Source organism: Bacillus sp. FSL P2-0099 (assembly GCF_038007445.1).
GTDB lineage: Bacteria > Bacillota > Bacilli > Bacillales > Bacillaceae_G > Bacillus_A > Bacillus_A mycoides.
Map to the genome: position 1 here is coordinate 374,005 of NZ_JBBOXE010000002.1, position 19,700 is coordinate 393,704.

The window sequence follows — 19,700 nt, forward strand, 5'->3', positions numbered from 1 at the left end:
TTATTCCAAATAAACCGTATTAAATATATACTTCACTCTATTAAAATGGTTTTTAGTTTTGATTGGATAAAAGGTTTAATTTAGGCCTAATTAAATTGTATGAAATCCTTACCATAAGAAATTCTCTAAAACTTAACTAAGTGAATATATCCCCTGGATAATTCTACTCAATGGCTTTTTAAACTACTCTAAATTCTTCACTTCATTAACAAATTTAGTTACTACAGCCGCTTTTTTATTGGATTACTGAACCATAAATTCTAAATAGAAGAATAAAATAAATTGGAGGACTATATTGTAACATGTATACATAAGTTTTAAATATTAAAATGAAAAAATATTTGGTAAGGGTTTTTGAAACTGAATTTGACTAGTAGATTTCTCTATTTGGATAGAAATAAATAAAGTCCCATAAACGGTCATTTTTGGCACCTGGGTGTTTACATGAATTCACTAAATATATCACCTTCCATTTGTTATGGTTTTCAAAATAACTATTTACATATAATTTACATTAGTGTACTATTTGTCTAGTACACTAATACAGAGGAGGAAAGAAATGAAAACTGAGTTTTCTCCTAATACCCCTATTTATGTTCAGGTAATGGAATATATCAAAAAAAAAAATTGTAACAGGACGTTTGGCGCCAGGTGAAAAAATTCCTGCTGTACGTGAATTAGCGGGTGAATTACAAGTTAATCCAAATACAATTCAACGTACGTTTCAAGAGCTAGAACGGGAAGGTATTGCTGAGACACGTAGAGGAACAGGAAGATTTGTAACAATGAATGAAGAAAAAATTACAGAGCTACGCAAAGAAATGGCAAAAGAGTTGCTTGATAATTTTATAAATGGAATGAATAACTTAGGATTTATGGAAGAAGAGGTTCTCTCAATACTCCGTTCTTCTTTGGAAAAGAAAAAGGAGGGAAATGAATGAAAGAATTATTGAAAGTTGAAAATCTGTCGAAAAGATATGATTTAAAAACAGTGATTCAAGATGTAAGCCTAACAATCTCAGAAGGAAAAATTATCGGTCTTGTTGGTGAAAATGGTAGTGGAAAAACGACATTATTAAAAATGATTTCGGGTTTACGTTTTCCTTCTAAAGGAAGTATTACAATTAAAGATAAAAAGGTGGGATTAGAAACGAAAAAAATCGTTTCATTTATGCCTGATAGTCCTGTTTTTGAAAAATGGATGACCGTAAAAGATGCTTTGTTGTTCTATCGAGATATGTATGCTGATTTTAATCTACAACAAGCAATAGATTTAATAGCTAACTTTAAGATCCCGCTAGAGGAGAATATAAGCATCTTATCAAAAGGGAAAACAGGGATATTACAGCTAATATTAACTTTTTCAAGAAAAGCAACGGTATATGTATTAGACGAGCCATTAGGTGGAATTGATCTTGTTTCTAGAAAGCATATAGTAGATTTAATTCTTAGCTTTTATCGTGAAGATAGTACCATTCTTATTTCGACTCATTTAATAGAGGAAATTGAAAATATATTTGATGAGGTAATCTTTTTAAAAGACGGGAGTATTGTATTGCATGAAAATGTAGAAGAAATTCGTTTTCACCATGGAAAAGCAGTACATGAGTTATTTAAGGAGGTTTTTGAGAAATGAATCCACTTTTTCGCTATTTATTTAATTGTAATAGAAAAAAGATAGCCATCCTTTATTTTGGATTTATAACTATTTCATTACTTTTTTTATTTAATATGAAGGGACTATCAAAGCTAACAAATCAGCTTACAAAGGATATAACATTAGGTATATATGTATTAATTATAGGTATCACTGCATTTTTATTGCTTTTAATAGCTTTGCCTTCTTTTAATAAAATGCTAAAAAATACTATGATACGTTATACAGCCATCTCAGGAAAAAAATATATATATGCAAATTTATTCTTTTTCACGTTAATGTTTATTCTTTTACTAGTAATAGGCTTAATTTTTCTATACTATTTCTCCCAAAGTACCTACGGAGGAAAAGTGGTCGGGGGATACCAACAAGAATTTCATAAGTTATTTGCATATGGATTTCTTCATCACATACTTTCTGTTTTATTATGGGGAATCGATTTCATGAGTATATTAATCTTCTGCTATTTCACCATGGTAATTACAAAGCTGATTCCTATAAAGTCATCAATGAGTAAGATGGTTTTATCAGTTATTTTCCTTTCTTTATTCTTAATAATCCAAACATTCATACTGGACGTTTTAAGTAAATTAGAGAAATATGTAATCACCATAAAGAGTAAGGGGTTCATAGATAACAATGGTTTTATTGACACATCACTGTATCCGAGTGAAGGGTTCACTATTTTAGATATTTGTTTCACTTGCTTATTCATAATTGTCCTAACAGCTATTACAGGTCGTATCATTGATAAAAAATTAGAAATATAAAGATCTGCTTCAAAGGTAGAGTGTATTTAGGAGGAAAAAATGAGAACAACTAATCCAATATTAAAAAAAGAAAAATTTCATAAAGAGAATACTAATGCTTCTACGATGACTATTGGCGGAACGATAGCAAAAACATTCATTTTGCTTATCTTACTTCTTGCAGCGTCTGTCTATTCATACGTACAGATGACACAAGGAACAATGAAAATACCTGTGTTAGTTGGAATTATAATAGTTACTCTAATTGTCGCATTTGTAGTTATATTCATTCCGCGCATATCCCCAATTTGCGCACCGATTTATGCAGTATTACAAGGGATTTTATTAGGAAGTATTTCAGCATATTATACAATGCGTTTTGGTAATTCTATCGCTTTAACTGCCGTATTACTAACGATTTCAATTTTATTTGCCATGTTAGTTTTATACGCAACTCGAATAGTAAAAGTAACTAAAAAGTTTCGCGCGGTTGTAATGGTTGCAACACTTGGAATTTTTATTATGTATTTTATTGTTTTCTTATTGAGCATCTTAGGGGTGACTGTTCCATATATTCACCAAGGTGGGACAATTAGTATCATCATAAGTACAATTGTAATTGTTGTTGCTGCATTAGATTTATTACTAGATTTTGATTCAATTGAAAATGGTACTCATAGTGGAGCGCCAAAGTATATGGAATGGTACAGCGCAGTAGGGCTTATGATGACATTAGTATGGTTATACTTGGAGATCCTTCGTCTGGTTTCTTACATTATGAAAAACAAAGACTAGAAAACATCCTGCATGCTTCAAACATGCAGGATGTTTTTGAATGCCCATCAACCTAAAATTTTGAAGTACCCCCAAAACAAAAAATGTACATTTTCACCTGAGGATGCCAATTTTCTCATTTTGGGGTACTTACTTTTCTTAGCTTGATAGGTATAGGGTCACCATACCAAAAAAGAAAATTGTACGTTTAGACACAACTTGGACACATTTTAAGGTGTTTGCTGTACGTTAAGGAATTAGTTTGTATATTTGAGGAGATGTACAAGACAGGTGTGAATTTAGGGGAATCCAATATTTTCTATTCAAATATGATAGAATGGAAATATATCCAAAACGGAGGAACAACAAATGAACTCAAACACAAAACAGTTTATTTATGATATCCAGCAAAGAAAGAACAATTATATGGAAAATGTATTAAAGGCAATACAACACCCTAAAAAAGAGCAATCTGAACAGGTCATTCAAAATATAGTAGAGAAAATGGATATGATGATCAGTTTAGTTACTACTTACATGGCTATTGAATCAGAATCTATGAAAGAATTAAAAGAGCTTCAGGAAGAAATTATTCATGCTCAAGCATATATTCAAAAACGAAAATTTGAAGAAACACAGAGATAAAACCCTGTGTTTTTACTTGGTCGTCTATGACGCTAATCTGTTATAAATCTAATTAGATGTAATTTGATTATTGTTTTGGCATAATCCATACAATTTGTTGAATGCGTACAATATACGGTACCGTATCTTCAATGAGCAAATGATCGGGTTTCACATCCTTTAACTTTCCTCTTACATTACCTCTTACAGTTTCAATAACCACATGTTTACCAATTACCGATTGTAATGTCTGATATACGTAGGGATTAGGTACACTTACCATATTTTGTTCACTAAAGTCATTTCCCTCCAAATAACTCATTCTATAAGACTCCTTTCTAACTTACATTCTTTCTCTTAATATATGATATAAATCTTATAAATATGCTAGAAGGATAAATCATTATGTGAACGAAAATAACATTTTAATAAGGTACGTTTTCTATTTCTAAATTGCTAAAAAATTATTTATATAAGGTCACTTTTTCTAGTTAATAGGTGATGATATCGGGATACTTTGCATGTACATCCAGGTTGTTCCTTTCAAGATATGTATCATTTTAAATACGCCCTTTATTAGAATACTGCTCATACTTTTTTTGAGATTCTTTAGTAATACGTGCGTTAAGTAAAATTGCTAACAACAAAAACACTCCATATTCCCCCCCTGTAGCTCCTATGATAATCACACTACTACAAACAAGTACAATTAATAGGAGTAACGAAACTAAAGAAATACGTTCATAGTTCTTTGACATCTTCTCGTATTTTATGCGTTGTTTCCTTGCATCCATCTAAATTCCTCCTTAAAATTATCAATTTTCCTATAAAATAAATCTCGCCCTTAAAAAGAAAACAATCTATCGGTTCAAATAATTAGTTTTTTTAAGCAACTAATTTATATAACATAAAAAGAAATCCTACCAATATTAAGCTTACCACTATGATAATCCCGACCCTCTCCTTCCTTTTAACCCCAATACATTAGATAAAAGTTATGTATATCCCATATTAGCTGCAGCAAACAAAAAGGATCTTCCCTTCTCGTAAAGGCTGATCCTTTTCTTCGTTCATACAACTATTTTTAGCTATTCTTGATTAATTAGAATAACAGCTGGTCCATCTACACGAATTCCACCAACTTCGATTTTTTCATAAGGCTCAACTGTAATAGAAATGATTCCTTCTCGCTTCTTTAATTCATTACTTAATTCTTTTGTTAACATTTTTTTCATGTGTGCACTCCTTCTTACTGCTTAATTTACTATTGTTATGTAAATAAAATTAAAAATGGTTTCCTGGTCTGGAAACCATTTTTTGTAGTTGACCATATGGTGTTACCAGTTCGTTTATCAATTTTACGTAAAGAAGATAAACAATTACTATTCACTGTCTCAGTAGATGTAAGGAACTCTGAAAGATAGCGGTGAGATTGATTGTATTTTCTTCTAGAAATAATGACTTAGATAGTATATTACCTAAAACAATGAAAGCCCTACCTCTCTTTCATCCTTACGGCTCCTTGTCCGTGCCAGTGTGAATCAGGGTTGCAAAAATCAAGTGACTATTTAATCGAGTTATTTGATGAAACTTCGAACGTTCGTAAAAGAAATGTAAAAATAAAAATGGATTAGATTGAAGTAATAACAAAAGAGGTTCCTACTCTAAAAGTGAGTTGAAGAAGTTGAATGTCTTTGAAATGATTTACTTTTAATAATAATCATATTCCCGAAAAATTCAGGATATTTTCGGGGGATGTAATACATTATCTATAATGAACCTTAACAGAAACTTTTTAATTGATTTTCAGTGATCCCTTTAATTAAACCCAGTTCACTAATCAAAAATTCATGTGCGTTATCCAACATTTTTTTTTCGCTTGTATTAAGTGCCTTTTCTTTCTTCATACGCATTAAATCACGTACAACTTCAGCACCTTCTTGTATTTCACCCGTTTTTATTTTGTCCGTGTTCACTTTATACCTTTGTTTCCACGGCAATAATTTATCTGATTCTCCATGCTGAAAAATGTGTATAATGTGTTTTAATGCAAGTATATCAGTAACTGGGCGTATACTCGAACTTAATATTTTACCCATAGGAATCATGACTTGCATATTACTGATTGACATTTTTATAACAAAATACTGTTGTTTTTTCCCTGAGAATTCTTTTTCTTCTATGGCTTCAATTATACCTGCTCCGTGCATTGGATAAACAATGTTATCGCCAATTTGAAACATATAATCCACCTCCATATATGGTAACCTTCTTAACCTTAACATATATGTGATTTTTTATCAAATATTTTATAATATCACAAATTTATTTTTGGAGTCAACTACTTTTTTGTTAAAAATTAAATTAAGTAAAAAACACTCCCAAAACAATAGGGAGTGTGTCAGATTCTCAATAAAGGGACGGTCAATTTGCCCATATACATCCTAAAATATCGATTAATTAACATAGATCAGTTTTCCCTTGAAAACGACCAAATCGATCCCGTATTTTTTTCAATCTTATGTGGTACTCCAAAATCTCAATTCTTGCTTTTTCAGCTAGAGGTGCAATGGGTCGTAAGTCTTTTAACCCCCAATAATCAACTACTACATCAAGTACTTGATCAAAATATTGCAGCGGCCCATAGTTAGCTTCTTTTGCAATTACAGTCATTCTATTTTCAAAATCAGGCATGACAGCACCTGGCATTTTAAAATTCCTAATCACATTGGCAATATGATAGCAATAATTAGGTTCCAATTCCAAATGTGTTCGAATGACGTCTCGATAAAACGCATAATGAAGAGTTTCATCTTTTGCAAGACGGCGTAATAATGTAGCAAGATCTGGATCATGCTTACTTGCAACCTTAGCTACATTATTGTAAAACACCATCGTTGCAAGTTCTTGTAGCGTCGTATATGTCATTGCTTCGATTGGTGTGTGAAAATCGGGCTCAAATCCACCCTCAACGACTGACTTTCTTAATTCATGTAATCGTTTAGGGTTCACACTTCGAGTGAGTAGTAAATATGTCTCCAATAAATTCGAATGTTGATCCTCTTCTGAAGTCCAAGTATGAATAAAGTCTGTAATAACAGAAAGGGACCCTTTAAAAGTCGCAGATAAATACGTTGTAAACCATGGTAAATTCACTTCTGTTAATAAAGCTGTTTCAATGGCCGTAATTACACCAGAAGGAAGAGTAACTTGACTTTCATCCCAAGGAACTCTTTTAAAGTCCATTCCCTTATCCCATGGTAAAAACTCATGATAACCCCAGTCTATCTTCTGCGCTCTTATTTTATGTTGTTCATACAGTTCTTTTAAACGTGGTTCTAATCGGAAATCTAAATCATTTGTTAGCATATATAAGTGCCCCCCTTTTCTTATCATAAATAGTCATTCTATTTTTACCCTTAAAAATTTTCTACAAATAAATATTACTTTCCTTCATGTTATAATAATAACCATAACGTATTATAGTCGTTTGTATATATTCGGATTTTTTAAAATTTATTACACAAAAAGACAGCTCTTAATTAGAGTTGTCTTTTATTTTTCTCGATATATAATACTGTTCTGGTGCAAAAATCCCAGGATTCTTACAGCTAGGGAAAAGTTGGATTTTTCATATAAACGGTACGACTTTATTTCAAATCAACATTGGGGTGTATACATTTCTTAAGTTGATGGACATGTATGGTGAGGCCTTATATAGGATTTTTAATCAAACTTTTTACAAACGGTACAACTTACTTCTAAAATCACACTAATATAAATTAAAATTAAACTGTCTAAAAAAGGAAAAAACATTTTAAGGAGTTGATGTTTAAAGAATTAAATAAAAAACTTTGCGATATTTTTCGTAAAGTTCTTGTAATAATACGTATTATAATAGTAATTTTCGTATTTCTTCTGTACTTAGACCTGTGAATTTTGCAATGTCTTCTAATGGCATACCATTTTTATGCATACCACGAATTAATTGAATTTTCCCTTTCTCAATACCTTTTTCAATGCCTTCCTCTAAGCCCTCTTCTCGAGCATGTGCTAACTTAGCTTGCTCATCTAGAAGTAACTTTTCACGAGCTTCATAAGCTGTTCGGAAAGAAGAGTCATGGCTCATATTTTCCCATTTATTCATTGCCTTTTGTAAAATTGGATCTTGATTCATCGCAATCTCCTCCAATGTTTGAGTTAAATGTTCATCTTCATGTGCTGGTAATAGTAACATCCAGCGAACAAATGCATTTTCCCATGGATTTACTTTTTCTTCATGCCATTGTTTGACCAATTTTGGAATTTCTACAAAATGAATTTCAATATCATCACTTAGTATCTGTTTCTTTTTGGGATTCCATAATTGTCCTACGGTATGAAATGAATCATCCTGCGAGAATAATATAAAATCTAATAAGTTAATGGTAATTGTTTTGCGAAGCGAACGATACGGCATCCCTTCTTGCATTTGGGACGTATAGAGTTTACTCCAGTAATATAAAGATCGCTTCACCATTTCATGTGTATTTCGAAGGTCGGGTAAGTCGGAGTCCTCACGGACTCTTTCTCCCCTAAGAACCGGACTTGTCCGTTTCCAAACATCCGGCTCAAGCCTTCTTTTTATTCCAAACAGCTAGTCGTTCGTCATCCATCATACGCCATTCTATTACCTGAATTCTTTCTCGAGGCGTTAATGAAATATGCTTGTTCACTTTCTTGTAAATATATGCTCTCTCTCGGCAGATAGGATGCTTTTGATGGAGTTGAATATGACAAGATGTATGTAGAAGTTGAAGATTACTATATTCATTTGTCCCCCCAGAAGCTTTAGGAACTTTATGATGTACTTCTAATGCTTCTCCGTTTTGTAAAGCCTCTTTACACATTGAACAGATATATTTCTGTTTCTTTGCGATTTTAATTCGAGTTAGCGTATTATTGTTATCAAAATCTTTTTTATCTCGTTTAGCAAAATAGTCAGAGAGTTCGGGATTGTCTGGGCTGTTCTTATATTTTATTCCAATATGTCTTGCAATAGGAGTCCAAATCATTTTATAGATTTGATACTGTGTCTTTGGACAGGTGAGAACCCACTTATCATGTCCTCCATGTTTGGGCTTTCGAAAATATTGTTTTACAATCCATTTCCAACTTTTCTTTATATGGGGAAATGTTTTACATGTCGTACAACATTTCCCCATATAAAGTAGTCCATGGATGAGAACACCCTTTTCGATACTACATGCCTCCAGTAATACACATACCCCCGGATTACTGAATTTAGGTTTGTTAATAGCGTATAAACAGATTTTCCTTTCAATTTTTGGAAAGTTGTTTTTATTTTCTTTTTGGCTTTTTGAATACTTGTTTTTGACGGTTTAATTAACAATTTATTCTTGTCTTGCACATATTGTTTAATGTGAAAACCTAGAAAATCAAAACCTTCAGTAATGTGAGTAACACGGGTTTTATCTGTTGCTAATGTAATTCCGCGTTTCTCAAGATATGGTACTAATTCTTGATACAAAGCTTCCGCTTCTTCTTTTGTTTGACAAGTGATGATAAAATCATCTGCGTAACGAACCATTGCCTTTGTGCATTTGACATGAATATTATAGGTAGTACCTTGTCTTTTTGTGTTACTCTTACTGTATTTAATACCGAGCTCTTTCTCCATACCATGTAAAGCGATATTAGCCAAGAGAGGTGAAATCACTCCTCCTTGAGGAGAACCCGATGTTGTAGGATGAAACACTTCATTATCTACATACCCGGATGTTAACCATCTTCTAACAACCTCTTTTGCTGGGAAGTTTTGAATTTTCTCTAAGATATGGTCATGGTTTAAATTATCGAAACATCCGGCAAAATCTCCTTCAAATACCCAAACTTTTTTACTTTTGGAGTTTAGTTTGTTAAAGACATTCGCTATGGCATCATGTGCACTACGCTTCGGACGGAATCCGTACGAAATGGATTCGAATTCTGCCTCCCACTCTGGTTCCAGAGCGTTTTTGGCGATATTTTGCCAAATTCTATCCTTAACTGTTGGAATGCCCAACGGGCGTAATTTCCCATTTTTCTTTGGAATGTGTATGCGCTTTACTGCTCTTGGACGATGTGATGAAATATTTTGGTGGCTCATTTTCTGAAACAATGCCATCCTAGACCTAGGTGTCAATATACGTTCTCCATCGATACCCGCTGTGCGCTTCCCACGGTTTATTTGTGTAACTCTTTTAATTGATAACAATAGATTCGCTTTGCTTCGAAGTATAAGGCGTTGTAATTTTCTCACTCTTCTACTTTGATTTTGGTGTTTGGCACGAAAAATTCGTTGTCGTAACTTCCTTACATACCTTTCGATTTCTTTCCACTGGATTGTAAACCAATCTGTAAGTGAAGGAATAGCCGACGCCTTGTGAGCTGTATCCATAACTAGATCCCTTCCTTTCCGCAAAAGTTTCTTTCCGCTTTTTTTCGTGTTGAAGACCTGTTGGAAGTCTGCACCCTTTCGGGTTGCATCATTAAGGTTTTTTTTCCTTGAATGCTATTCGCACAGTTATGAGTTCCTGTTATCTTTCGCCTTTGCGACTTTCGCTTTTTCCAACATCCCATACCCTCTATAACGTCATTCTGCCTTACGACATCCTTACTGTACAACGTACAGATTATATAGGGCTTACCAAGTTCCACTTCTAATAGATACGATGAGGGAAGGTATCTTCTACTACTCCGGCGGATATGTAGGTTGTCCCTCAGCGGCATACAAAGTCCACTTTTCTCATCCGCAATCCCAATGTATCAACGTCTTTCATTAGGTTCATAGTAACGAAGCTTAAGAAAATTCACTGTCGTTTACCTTTCTCAGCTTTCCCTAGCACGGATTGAATGTACGTTCATCGCTTCCTTATGCATCCCCTCATGCAACCAACCCTGCCATTACTAGCAACGCTGTTTCGGGTGGAAATATTCTTGACAACTAGAATAGCGTATCCCTATGGATACGCACTATTATGAAGCGACTTCTTGTCGCGCCTGTATCTCTATATTCACTTGCGTGCCATTGTCTAATGTTGCTAATAAGTCTAATATGGATAACTTATCATCTTCATAAGATTTATGAAGATGTGGATCTTCTAGTTGTAGAGATACAATAGGTACATCTAAAGATTCTTCTAGGATAGCGTTTAGAAATCCAGTTAAAATCTCTTCGTTCCGAATAACTGTTTAAAAGCGAAATCAATACGTAAATTTACTAATTTTGTGGACATGGGTTTCCTCTCCCTGTCTTTCTATTCTTCTTACTATTTTATAATGTAATTCTTTATATAAGCAAATTCATCTTTTTCAGTTTATTTATTTTTTCGTATGTATCGGTAAAGCGTAGCCTGACTAATACCTGTCATGTTTACAATTTCTTGTATGCTATATTCTTTAGAATCATATAACTTTAATGCCCTTTGAATGAAGCTATCCTTAACACGAGGACGTCCACCGACTCTCCCCCTTGCTCTTGCACTTTCAAGTCCCTCTTGAGTACGTTGAGAAATTAAGTCTCTTTCAAACTGGCTGAATGCTTGAAATACTGTTAACATCAATTTTCCTTGAGGTGTATTAGTATCAAATTGCTCTTTGATACTAATTAGCTTAACTCCCTTATTCTCAAAAAAATCAACAAGTTCAATTAAATCTTTGGTACTTCTTCCTAATCTAGAAAAGCTTTCAACAACTAATGTATCACCTGGTCTAATTTTATCTTTTAATCGAGCAAGCTCTGGACGATCACTTTTCGTACCTGTTACTTTTTCAGTTAAAATTTCAGTACAGTTATAATTTTGAAGCATGTCTAGTTGAAGAATCAAATCTTGTCGTTGAGTACTTACCCTTGCGTAGCCATAAATGTATGAATTCATGAAATCACCTAACCTTTACAAGATAATTTTATCATAAAGGGTAGTTAAAGTTAATTTGATTTTGACAATAGTTTTGATAACACAGTTAAGCGATTTATAAAGATTAAATTTTGTTCATTTTACATTTATCAAAAAACATCGTTTTTGAAACGCTTATAAATAATAAATCTAATAATTATGTACTTTGTAATAGGTAAGAGTTTATGATAAAAATAGGAAATATCCCAAAAAACACACGAGGGGCGTTGATTAAGATTTTTTTTAAAGACTTTAACTACAAAAATGAAGGTGATTATTTATATCCAGTTGAGTATTATCAATTTCGCCAAGCAAGCACACATAATACATTCAAAGTTGAACTATTATGTTTTGACGATCGTTATGATTTCCATTTAACAATTGATAATGAAGCTATCCCTTCAAAGTATAGACTTGTAACAAGCATCTCCTTTGAAATTTATGAAGAATTTGGATTTGAGCCTTATGATTTTAGTTCTAAACACGCTACTCTACAAAGGGCAATTGATATGGCAAGTGCAATTGCAAAGAAATATTGTGAAAATCCAGTTAATCAATAATAAGTAAAGACCAGATATTATATCCGGTCTTTTTTGTATTTGCTGTATGTTAAGGTGATTTTTCTGTTAAATTATAACAATTATTAATAAGTCTTTTAAATTTGAGGTTAAGGACTCAAATTTAAAAGAAAAAGAGAACCCAAATGGATTCTCTTTTCTTGGCATATTTACAACATGGAGAATACTGAGACAACTCTTTCTGTGACTTTACCCATAAAGTTGCCGCTAAAGGAAGCATATCCTTGCCGGAAATTACATGTTTTTGAGGAGATTTAGTTGATTGTTCGAGGGAAAAGGAAGCATATCTTTGCCGTGGATAAATTATTAACCCATAAGCTTGCCGTGAATGCTGTTGGTTTGTAATAAAGTTTGATCAAAAGCATGCTACAAAAATTGATTTTTCAACAGAAGAAACCCAAACATTTTGAAAAAAGTTTGATCAAAATGCTTGGGTTATTTGTTGCTAGTGAATAATTTTTTATAAAAAGTTTAATCATTTTTCTACCTGTGTTTGCTCCACAATCGCGCCCTTTAATCGAATAAACCACTAATTATTTTTGCTCTCGAAAATCTTCGATTGTAAAGTACACTAACTCTTCTCCACGCGAAATGAGCTCTTGCACAATTTTAATAGTCCGTGGTTCTGTGTAATCAACTTCAGTTGGACTCATCTCGAAGGGCTCGACGGCGTTCGTGCAGCACCAGCAGGATAATCATCCCCATTATTACACCTAAGACGATGCCGGCCTGTGTGGTCAACAACCATGCCAATGGGTACTCTGGGGAGGGTGGCGCATCGAGTCGAACTGAAGATAAGGCGGAATAGAGGTTGTTGGAGAACAACGCTCCCGATGAAATCCATGTCGCTGCCATAGGAGGTAGAAACCACCTTGATCCACGGCGGGATGATACCACCAGTATGCCCCACGCACCAGCAAAGGACCACACACCTGTACTCAATGACAGCAGGTACCACCATACATCGCGTCCCTCCATAGTTGCCTGGTCGATGCCAAAAGAGCCACCAACTGCCCAAAACACCTTGATGACACCGAGCAGAATGCAACCGGCAGCGACAATCCTAGCTAAGATGATCTGTAGTTGTAAAGTATTGCCCGGCAACTCCTTGTAGTCGGTTGTGCCACTCAGCGCCTCTGGCCAACGTGCCATTGCATACCCCGCTAATGCAAGCGGCAGGAAGATGCCAATCCCGAAAAGTGAGATCATGACGAAGATCTGCTCGTATACCCAGAAGTCGGCGGCACCTGCTTCTTGATCCCGAATCATAGCTGCAGGGCCCAGAATCGGTGCAATCAACAAAATGGGAACGAGCAAACCGGTACCAACCCAAATGGGTAGAGCGACCAACCACGCAGGTAGCCGCTCCCCCCATGGCCTGCAAAACGCCATTGCAAGAAGGATGCCAATCGCAGCGAGAACGGCGGTTACTGCGTTTATAATGCGCCAGCTGGCGTCACCCATTTGCTCGGTTGGAAGGAAGAAACCAAAAGTCCATACAATTTTGATCAGCAGGTAAGGTGTTACTGCTATTGCCGCACTATAACCGCAGATTCTACGCAACCTCATCAATCTTAAGGCCTTCCTCTCTGCACTAATTGCCATCTTCTCATCTCCTCTACAAGTTCTAACTCACTTTGTTTCATAATTATATATTCACAACTATCCTAATGCCTTTAAACCTTCTTTGTACAACTTTCAAGTACTTATATTTCCAAGACTCATATTTGTGCCTTCCTTACATAAGATAGTTACTCTAGATTATCGAATAAAATGCCATAACTTAACTTCGATTTCCCTTTGAATAAACCTTTCCTTAATTCCATTAGATGGCCTTTTAGTGGAGTAACTTTATTGCCGCTCAACAGTTCCTTAATCCGCCTTTCAGTTCAGATTTTCTTTTCACTATAAAAACATCCCCTTAGATAAACAGATCCAAAGGGACAAAACATCGCGTCTTTTAAATAAACACCGTGACTTTATTTAAAAGCGACATTAAAAATATTCTTCAAATCCTGGAAGCATAAGTTTGCCGCAAACAAAAAGAACCATAAGCTTGCCGAAGCGGCAAACTTATGGTTCATATCACACAAAACTTTATTAGGGGAAAGTTTTTAAAAAACTAAACCCTCGCCATACTAATGTGGTTAGATATCCAGTACTTCATGAAACATTAATAGAAATTGAAATTACTCTTCGTCTATCTCGTATTCATTAAGATATTAATAATTGGATGTATCTGTTCATGAATATGGTAATCTGATTAAGATTCTCACTACACAAGTCCTACCTACCAGAAATTAGTAAAAAAGAGGAAACTGTTGGGATAAAGCACCACAAGAATCGTTTTTGGGCTATCTGAAAGATAAAGCATATATAAAACCTTACGAGTGTTTTACTGAGTTGAAACAAGAGATAAAGAAATATATGACATACCTTAATCATTATAGATATCACTGGAATTAAAAAGGATTGGAGATGCTACAATAAATTGCACACTAAGTTAAAAGAAAAAGGTGATTCAGTTTATGAGTAGAAAAGTCTATAATCGTCAATTTAAATTGGCTGCAGTCCAATTACTATTGGAAGAGAATATGTTTGTGAAAGAGGTTTCAAAAGAATTATCTATCCATTCGAATACTCTTTATCATTGGATAAGTGAATATGGAGAAAGTGCGTTACCATTGGGAATTTGTTTTACCCACATTTTCAATGGAGTAGCAATTGGCATTCTTAGTTCTTTAGCAATCGCATCATAGCTCCGTCCATCATTTTTATACAAATGTACAGCTTTCAATTTAAATGTCTCTGCATATTTTTGAAATGTTGTTCTTTTTTTGCCATTAAAATATCCCTTCAAGTATAGTATAACATTCCACATTAAGAATGTAGTCTTTTTACACTGTCTACTTAAAAGGGATAATACCAACTAATATTACCTTACTTGCACCAGCTTTAAGCAATAAATTTCTCGCGGTTTCAAATGATAACTTTTAGTATGTACATTATAATTATTTTTTATGAAAACCTTGTGTAATTCGATCTAATATAATTGCAATTACTACAATAGCAAGGCCTGCTTCAAAGCCCATACCTATATTAACTTGTGTAACCGACCGATAAACGTCTACGCCAAGACCTGGTGCACCGACAAGAGATGCAGTGACAACCATTGATAGAGAAAGCATAATACTCTGATTTACACCAGCCATGATTGTTCCAGTTGCAAGTGGAAGCTGTACTTTGAATAGTTTCTGTGACGATGTTGAACCAAAGGCATTAGCTGCTTCAATTAAATCTTCTGGTACTTGCCTAATCCCTAACTCAGTAAAGCGAATAGTAGGTGGCATTGCAAAAATAACAGATGCAATAATACCTGGTACTACTCCAACACCAAAGAATGTAATTGCCGGAATAAGATAAACAAATGCAGGCATTGTTTGCATAAAATCAAGAGTTGGTTTTAAAAATTTGGAAAACCTTTCGTTCTGAGATGCCAAAATCCCAATTGGTATACCGATAATGATAGAGATAATAACAGACGTCAAGACAAGCGCTAGTGTTTGCATAGTCTGTTCCCAATAGTTAACGTTAAGGATAAACAGAAATCCAATTAAAGAAAATACTATAAGTGAAATTTTACGGGAGGTGTACCAAACTAATAGGCATGTGATTGTAATAAAAATAATGGCTGGGATAAATATTAATAGATTTGTTAATAAATCAACAAATCCCCCGATAATAAAAGAAAATCCTTTGAAAAACCCTTCGAAATGCTGATACACACTTGTAACAAGTGTGTCGACCCATTCTCCTAAAGGAATACGTGGAATACTATTCATTATCATTCACCTCTTCCTCTACATTTCCTGCTAAAGCTTGAATAATACTTTCACGCTTTATTATCCCTCGTAATCTATGTTTATCATCTATAACAGGAAGAGGTAACTTTGTCTTAACCATTTTTATATACATTTCTTCTAATAGAGTATCTAAATAAACAGGAGGAATGTCTGTTACTAATAAATCCGCTATCGGAACCTGTCTTTTAATAGCTTTACTAGCATCATCAGCAGTTAAGACACCTAAAAACTCCTGTTTCTTATTCACTACATATACGCTAGAAACACTAGCATTTTTCATGATTTGGAGTGCAACACGTGGACCGCGATCAATTAATAAGGTTTCCGGTCTTTTCATAATGGATTCAGAGGTTAAAACTTTTCCTAAATTTACATCAGCAACAAATTGCTCTACAAATTCATTTGCAGGGCTCACCATAATTTCTTCTGGTGTTCCAATTTGAACAATTTCTCCGTCTTTCATTAAAGCAATACGATCACCAATTCGGAGTGCTTCATCTAGATCGTGTGTAATAAAAATAATCGTTTTTTTCATTTTATCTTGCAGTTCTAATAATTCATTTTGCATTTCTTTTCGAATAATCGGATCTAACGCACTAAATGATTCATCCATCAGTAGGACATCTGGATTATTTGTTAGTGCTCTTGCGATACCAACACGCTGCTGCATACCACCGCTAAGTTGTTCCGGATAACTGTCTTTATTGTTTTCTAGACCTACTAATTTTAGAGATTCTAACGCTTTTGTTTCTCGTTCTTCTTTTGATACTTTTTGTATTTCTAAACCATATGCAACATTTTGTAAAACCGTTCGATGAGGGAATAAGGCGAATTTTTGAAATACCATACTCATTTTGTTTCTTCTTACTTTTCGAAGAGATTCTTTTCCCATTGTTGCAATATCTTCACCATCAATATATATATGGCCAGAAGTCGGTTTGATTAACTGATTTAACATACGAACAAGTGTAGATTTCCCACTACCGGATAATCCCATAATCACAAATATTTCACCAGCATAAACATCAAATTTTGCCTGGTTCACGCCAATATTCATACCAGTTTCCTTTAATATAGCAGCTTTGCTTTTTCCCTCTTCTAGTAAAGCGATTCCTTTAGAAGGATTTTTTCCAAATACTTTTGTAACGTTTTCAACACGTAATTTCGTTTCTTTCATTCTTTCACTCCTTTTCTTTGATTCTATACAAATACTGTAACGATTTCTAAACCAAATAGTACATTCCAATAGTTCATCAAAGACTTTTTTTTGTTTTTTTGTTAAGCTATTAATAGTTAGTTTATATTATTCATAGTTATAATTATAAAATATTTATTTATAAAAATAAAATATTTAGCTTTACTGAAATGATTTTCCGCGTTAGTTAAAGAAGAAATATCTAATCATAGAGACTAGGAGGAGCTTGATGAAGAAAAAAATATGGCTTCTGTGCATACTATTATTAATTAGTATAATTACTACTTCTTGTAGTGGTTTGAACAGTAATGCAAAGGGCAAAATCAAAATTGGTGTAACGAGTTGGAAAGAAAACATAGCTACCGCAAATATGTGGAAAGTATTACTTGAGCAAAAGGGTTATAAAGTTGAATTGTTATATTTAGAAAAGGCAGCCGTTTGGACCGGAGTAGCACGAGGAGATGTGGATGCCAACTTAGAGGTCTGGTTACCAATTACTGATAAGCCATTATATGAAAAATATAAGGATGATGTTGAAATAAAATCAGCGTGGTATAAAGGCACTGGTCTTGGTTTAGTTGTTCCTTCATACATGACAGATATCAATAGTATTGAGGATTTGAATATAAATAAGGATAAATTCAACAATAAAATCATTGGTATTGAACCTGGCAGCAGTTTAATGGGCTTAACAGATAAAGCGATAAACAAATATGGGATAGAGCTAAATCTTGTTCAATCTTCAGAAGCCGCTATGATGAGTGAATTAAAAAAAGCATATAATCAAAAGAAACCCATTGCAGTAACATTATGGAATCCACATTGGGCTTTTTCAGAGTTTGATCTTAAATATTTAAAAGATCCTAAAAAGGTGTATGGAGAAAAAGATGATATTTATTACTCTGTTCGTAAAGGATTTGAAAAAGATTATCCAGAGCTTATAAAGTATTTTGATAACTGGAACATGACCGATGAGCAACTCGGAACGTTGATGACCATGATTAATGAATCGAATGACCCTGAACAGGCCGCTGAAAAATGGATAAAAAAGAATAAAAAATTAGTAGATGCATGGATGAAAAAGTAATCATTTATGGGGTACGGCAACCATTCCTTCTTTTTGGAACCACTCGTAAATACAAAGAAAGAGAAGTGATGTTTTCATATAATCATTTCTCTTTCTTTTGATTAGCTTGATAGCGATGAGGTTCCTTCAACAAAGCGCGAATTTCGTACACTAAGAAAATTCAAATAAATAAAGTCCATTTCTTTTAGTGTATAAGAAATGGACTTTATTTTCTTTTTTCTAACTTTCTGGATACTTACTTCTCTTAAATTACTTATAAAACTATTTTTTTCCATTTGCGAATTTTAGTTCTGAAATTCGTAAATGGAGCAACTGTATTGATATGCACCCATTTCCAAACAGGCCACATTGCTTTTGTTGTGGCCCATTTTCTTTGTTCTGATTGGAATAATTCTTTTTCAGAAAGATCATTTATCCAATCGACTAACTTTCGAACTAACTTTGTCAATTCTTCCTCCTGCTGTTTTAAGGTTAAAACACCGTACTGCTCATAAAAAGATTGATAAAGTTTACCTAAGTTATTCCATTTGTAGTCTGGAGTTGGCGTTTGTACGTCAACTCCACATTGTTCGTCTTTTTCCCACGATAACAACAAGTTGATCCACCCCAATTGATAAGAAAGTATTTCAGAAGGAGATTTATCCACTTCAGAGATATGTTTATCTCTCAACTCTTCAGGAATCACCTTAAATTCTTCAATAAATTTCTTATAGGATTTATCGATTGATTCAATTAATTCTTCAACATTAGAGTACTGTTTCATAATACTTTCACACCTTTATTTTTGATACCTTCAGTATAGGGGGTACAGCCGAGATATCCCGCGTAGTTCAGATAAAACTTCCTTGCAACTTCCCTCAAAGAGGTCACGCCCGTCGTTTAAATCCCACACAGTTCAGGTAAAACCCACTTTATCCAGCTTGTGAGACATCACGGAATAGACTTTAAATCCCATATAGTATAGATGAAACTTTTTCCTAGTTTTATAATTACTTCCGTTAGTTCCATCTTTATATCCCATATGGTTCAGGTAAAACACTTAACAAAGCAGCAGTTATTGTAGGTAAAGGTTATTTTAAATCCCACATAGTTCAGATAAAACGATGCGGCGACGGTTTTTACATTGAATTTAAATCCCATATAGTGCAGATAAGATACGTTCCACAATGAAGTACTCGGTGAGTTTTACTCCTTTAAATCCCACACAGTTCAGATAAAAAGTTCTTCCTGCCCAAC

General features: G+C 34.0%; 16 protein-coding genes and 6 pseudogenes. 9 read left to right on the forward strand and 13 right to left on the reverse strand.

All coding sequences use genetic code 11. From position 1 onward, the window contains the following. Positions 1–559: 559 nt before the first annotated feature. From MKY90_RS29405 to MKY90_RS29425, 5 genes and pseudogenes are all read left to right on the forward strand, one after another. A pseudogene (locus tag MKY90_RS29405) lies at positions 560–941 on the forward strand (GntR family transcriptional regulator). Beyond that, entirely contained in the window at positions 938–1,636 is a 699-nt protein-coding gene (locus MKY90_RS29410) for an ABC transporter ATP-binding protein (protein WP_002144211.1), read from the forward strand. The pseudogene MKY90_RS29405 and the gene MKY90_RS29410 overlap by 4 nt, the downstream one beginning before the upstream one ends. After that, positions 1,633–2,427 carry an ABC transporter permease gene (locus tag MKY90_RS29415; protein ID WP_341093655.1) on the forward strand — a complete coding sequence of 265 codons (795 nt, stop codon included), beginning with the start codon at positions 1,633–1,635 and terminating at the stop codon, positions 2,425–2,427. The genes MKY90_RS29410 and MKY90_RS29415 overlap by 4 nt, the downstream gene beginning before the upstream one ends. 39 nt (positions 2,428–2,466) lie before the next feature. Further along, entirely contained in the window at positions 2,467–3,201 is a 735-nt protein-coding gene (locus tag MKY90_RS29420; RefSeq protein WP_002169667.1) for a Bax inhibitor-1/YccA family protein, read from the forward strand. 348 nt (positions 3,202–3,549) lie between these two features. After that, positions 3,550–3,825, forward strand: a complete 276-nt coding sequence (locus MKY90_RS29425) for a hypothetical protein (RefSeq protein WP_002144215.1) — start codon at positions 3,550–3,552, stop codon at positions 3,823–3,825. 67 nt (positions 3,826–3,892) lie between these two features. Here MKY90_RS29425 and MKY90_RS29430 read toward each other — a convergent pair whose 3' ends face one another. The 9 genes and pseudogenes from MKY90_RS29430 to MKY90_RS29470 form a co-directional block, all read right to left on the reverse strand. Then, the gene (locus tag MKY90_RS29430; protein WP_002068860.1) at positions 3,893–4,126 is read right to left on the reverse strand and encodes a YuzF family protein; all 234 of its coding nucleotides are present in this window, start codon (positions 4,124–4,126) and stop codon (positions 3,893–3,895) included. A gap of 238 nt (positions 4,127–4,364) precedes the next feature. Beyond that, positions 4,365–4,598, reverse strand: a complete 234-nt coding sequence (locus tag MKY90_RS29435) for a hypothetical protein (RefSeq protein ID WP_002144216.1) — start codon at positions 4,596–4,598, stop codon at positions 4,365–4,367. A 294-nt stretch (positions 4,599–4,892) separates the two neighbouring features. After that, a complete protein-coding gene (locus MKY90_RS29440; protein WP_000738547.1) occupies positions 4,893–5,039 on the reverse strand; it encodes a BC1881 family protein in 147 nt (48 codons plus the stop codon). Positions 5,040–5,585: 546 nt separating this feature from the next. Then, complete coding sequence (locus MKY90_RS29445; RefSeq protein WP_002130368.1) at positions 5,586–6,047, reverse strand: CarD family transcriptional regulator; 462 nt, start codon at positions 6,045–6,047, stop codon at positions 5,586–5,588. 217 nt (positions 6,048–6,264) lie between these two features. Beyond that, complete coding sequence (locus MKY90_RS29450) at positions 6,265–7,173, reverse strand: acyl-ACP desaturase (RefSeq protein WP_002065481.1); 909 nt, start codon at positions 7,171–7,173, stop codon at positions 6,265–6,267. A gap of 523 nt (positions 7,174–7,696) precedes the next feature. Next, positions 7,697–8,341, reverse strand: a pseudogene (locus tag MKY90_RS29455) (Rpn family recombination-promoting nuclease/putative transposase); the annotation flags it as partial. Between the two features lie 73 nt (positions 8,342–8,414). Further along, positions 8,415–10,243 (reverse strand): annotated as a pseudogene (ltrA, locus tag MKY90_RS29460) (group II intron reverse transcriptase/maturase). Between the two features lie 596 nt (positions 10,244–10,839). Beyond that, a pseudogene (locus tag MKY90_RS29465) lies at positions 10,840–11,081 on the reverse strand (Rpn family recombination-promoting nuclease/putative transposase); the annotation flags it as partial. An 84-nt stretch (positions 11,082–11,165) separates the two neighbouring features. After that, positions 11,166–11,723: pseudogene (locus MKY90_RS29470) on the reverse strand (recombinase family protein); the annotation flags it as partial. A 203-nt stretch (positions 11,724–11,926) separates the two neighbouring features. Between MKY90_RS29470 and MKY90_RS29475 the strand changes: the two are divergent. Then, entirely contained in the window at positions 11,927–12,301 is a 375-nt protein-coding gene (locus MKY90_RS29475) for a hypothetical protein (RefSeq protein ID WP_002187324.1), read from the forward strand. Positions 12,302–12,958: 657 nt separating this feature from the next. On the opposite strand, the gene MKY90_RS29480 is transcribed toward MKY90_RS29475, so the two are convergent. Further along, positions 12,959–13,924 carry a hypothetical protein gene (locus MKY90_RS29480; protein WP_002144228.1) on the reverse strand — a complete coding sequence of 322 codons (966 nt, stop codon included), beginning with the start codon at positions 13,922–13,924 and terminating at the stop codon, positions 12,959–12,961. Positions 13,925–14,589: 665 nt separating this feature from the next. Between MKY90_RS29480 and MKY90_RS29485 the strand changes: the two are divergent. Both MKY90_RS29485 and MKY90_RS29490 read left to right on the forward strand, forming a co-directional pair. Beyond that, a pseudogene (locus MKY90_RS29485) lies at positions 14,590–14,785 on the forward strand (IS3 family transposase); the annotation flags it as partial. A gap of 62 nt (positions 14,786–14,847) precedes the next feature. Then, positions 14,848–15,078, forward strand: a complete 231-nt coding sequence (locus tag MKY90_RS29490) for a transposase (RefSeq protein ID WP_002169661.1) — start codon at positions 14,848–14,850, stop codon at positions 15,076–15,078. 252 nt (positions 15,079–15,330) lie between these two features. Here MKY90_RS29490 and MKY90_RS29495 read toward each other — a convergent pair whose 3' ends face one another. Together MKY90_RS29495 and MKY90_RS29500 are read right to left on the reverse strand one after the other, a co-directional pair. Beyond that, a complete protein-coding gene (locus MKY90_RS29495) occupies positions 15,331–16,161 on the reverse strand; it encodes an ABC transporter permease (protein ID WP_061674715.1) in 831 nt (276 codons plus the stop codon). Beyond that, positions 16,154–17,359 carry a quaternary amine ABC transporter ATP-binding protein gene (locus MKY90_RS29500; RefSeq protein WP_341093659.1) on the reverse strand — a complete coding sequence of 402 codons (1,206 nt, stop codon included), beginning with the start codon at positions 17,357–17,359 and terminating at the stop codon, positions 16,154–16,156. The genes MKY90_RS29495 and MKY90_RS29500 overlap by 8 nt, the downstream gene beginning before the upstream one ends. A 247-nt stretch (positions 17,360–17,606) precedes the next feature. Here MKY90_RS29500 and MKY90_RS29505 point away from each other — a divergent pair, with 247 nt between their 5' ends. Next, the gene (locus MKY90_RS29505; protein WP_061674713.1) at positions 17,607–18,464 is read left to right on the forward strand and encodes a glycine betaine ABC transporter substrate-binding protein; all 858 of its coding nucleotides are present in this window, start codon (positions 17,607–17,609) and stop codon (positions 18,462–18,464) included. A gap of 253 nt (positions 18,465–18,717) precedes the next feature. Here MKY90_RS29505 and MKY90_RS29510 read toward each other — a convergent pair whose 3' ends face one another. Next, positions 18,718–19,227 (reverse strand): ClbS/DfsB family four-helix bundle protein, encoded by a 510-nt coding sequence (locus MKY90_RS29510; protein WP_061674712.1) that lies wholly within the window; start codon positions 19,225–19,227, stop codon positions 18,718–18,720. Positions 19,228–19,700 lie beyond the last annotated feature (473 nt).

Coding starts and splice junctions, on each gene's coding strand:
- MKY90_RS29440 (WP_000738547.1), bottom strand. CDS start 5,039: ATGAAAAAAATGTTAACAAAAGAATTAAGTAATGAATTAAAGAAGCGA.
- MKY90_RS29480 (WP_002144228.1), bottom strand. CDS start 13,924: ATGGCAATTAGTGCAGAGAGGAAGGCCTTAAGATTGATGAGGTTGCGT.
- MKY90_RS29490 (WP_002169661.1), top strand. CDS start 14,848: ATGAGTAGAAAAGTCTATAATCGTCAATTTAAATTGGCTGCAGTCCAA.
- MKY90_RS29445 (WP_002130368.1), bottom strand. CDS start 6,047: ATGTTTCAAATTGGCGATAACATTGTTTATCCAATGCACGGAGCAGGT.
- MKY90_RS29450 (WP_002065481.1), bottom strand. CDS start 7,173: ATGCTAACAAATGATTTAGATTTCCGATTAGAACCACGTTTAAAAGAA.
- MKY90_RS29430 (WP_002068860.1), bottom strand. CDS start 4,126: ATGAGTTATTTGGAGGGAAATGACTTTAGTGAACAAAATATGGTAAGT.
- MKY90_RS29415 (WP_341093655.1), top strand. CDS start 1,633: ATGAATCCACTTTTTCGCTATTTATTTAATTGTAATAGAAAAAAGATA.
- MKY90_RS29420 (WP_002169667.1), top strand. CDS start 2,467: ATGAGAACAACTAATCCAATATTAAAAAAAGAAAAATTTCATAAAGAG.
- MKY90_RS29435 (WP_002144216.1), bottom strand. CDS start 4,598: ATGGATGCAAGGAAACAACGCATAAAATACGAGAAGATGTCAAAGAAC.
- MKY90_RS29510 (WP_061674712.1), bottom strand. CDS start 19,227: ATGAAACAGTACTCTAATGTTGAAGAATTAATTGAATCAATCGATAAA.
- MKY90_RS29500 (WP_341093659.1), bottom strand. CDS start 17,359: ATGAAAGAAACGAAATTACGTGTTGAAAACGTTACAAAAGTATTTGGA.
- MKY90_RS29495 (WP_061674715.1), bottom strand. CDS start 16,161: ATGAATAGTATTCCACGTATTCCTTTAGGAGAATGGGTCGACACACTT.
- MKY90_RS29475 (WP_002187324.1), top strand. CDS start 11,927: ATGATAAAAATAGGAAATATCCCAAAAAACACACGAGGGGCGTTGATT.
- MKY90_RS29425 (WP_002144215.1), top strand. CDS start 3,550: ATGAACTCAAACACAAAACAGTTTATTTATGATATCCAGCAAAGAAAG.
- MKY90_RS29505 (WP_061674713.1), top strand. CDS start 17,607: ATGAAGAAAAAAATATGGCTTCTGTGCATACTATTATTAATTAGTATA.
- MKY90_RS29410 (WP_002144211.1), top strand. CDS start 938: ATGAAAGAATTATTGAAAGTTGAAAATCTGTCGAAAAGATATGATTTA.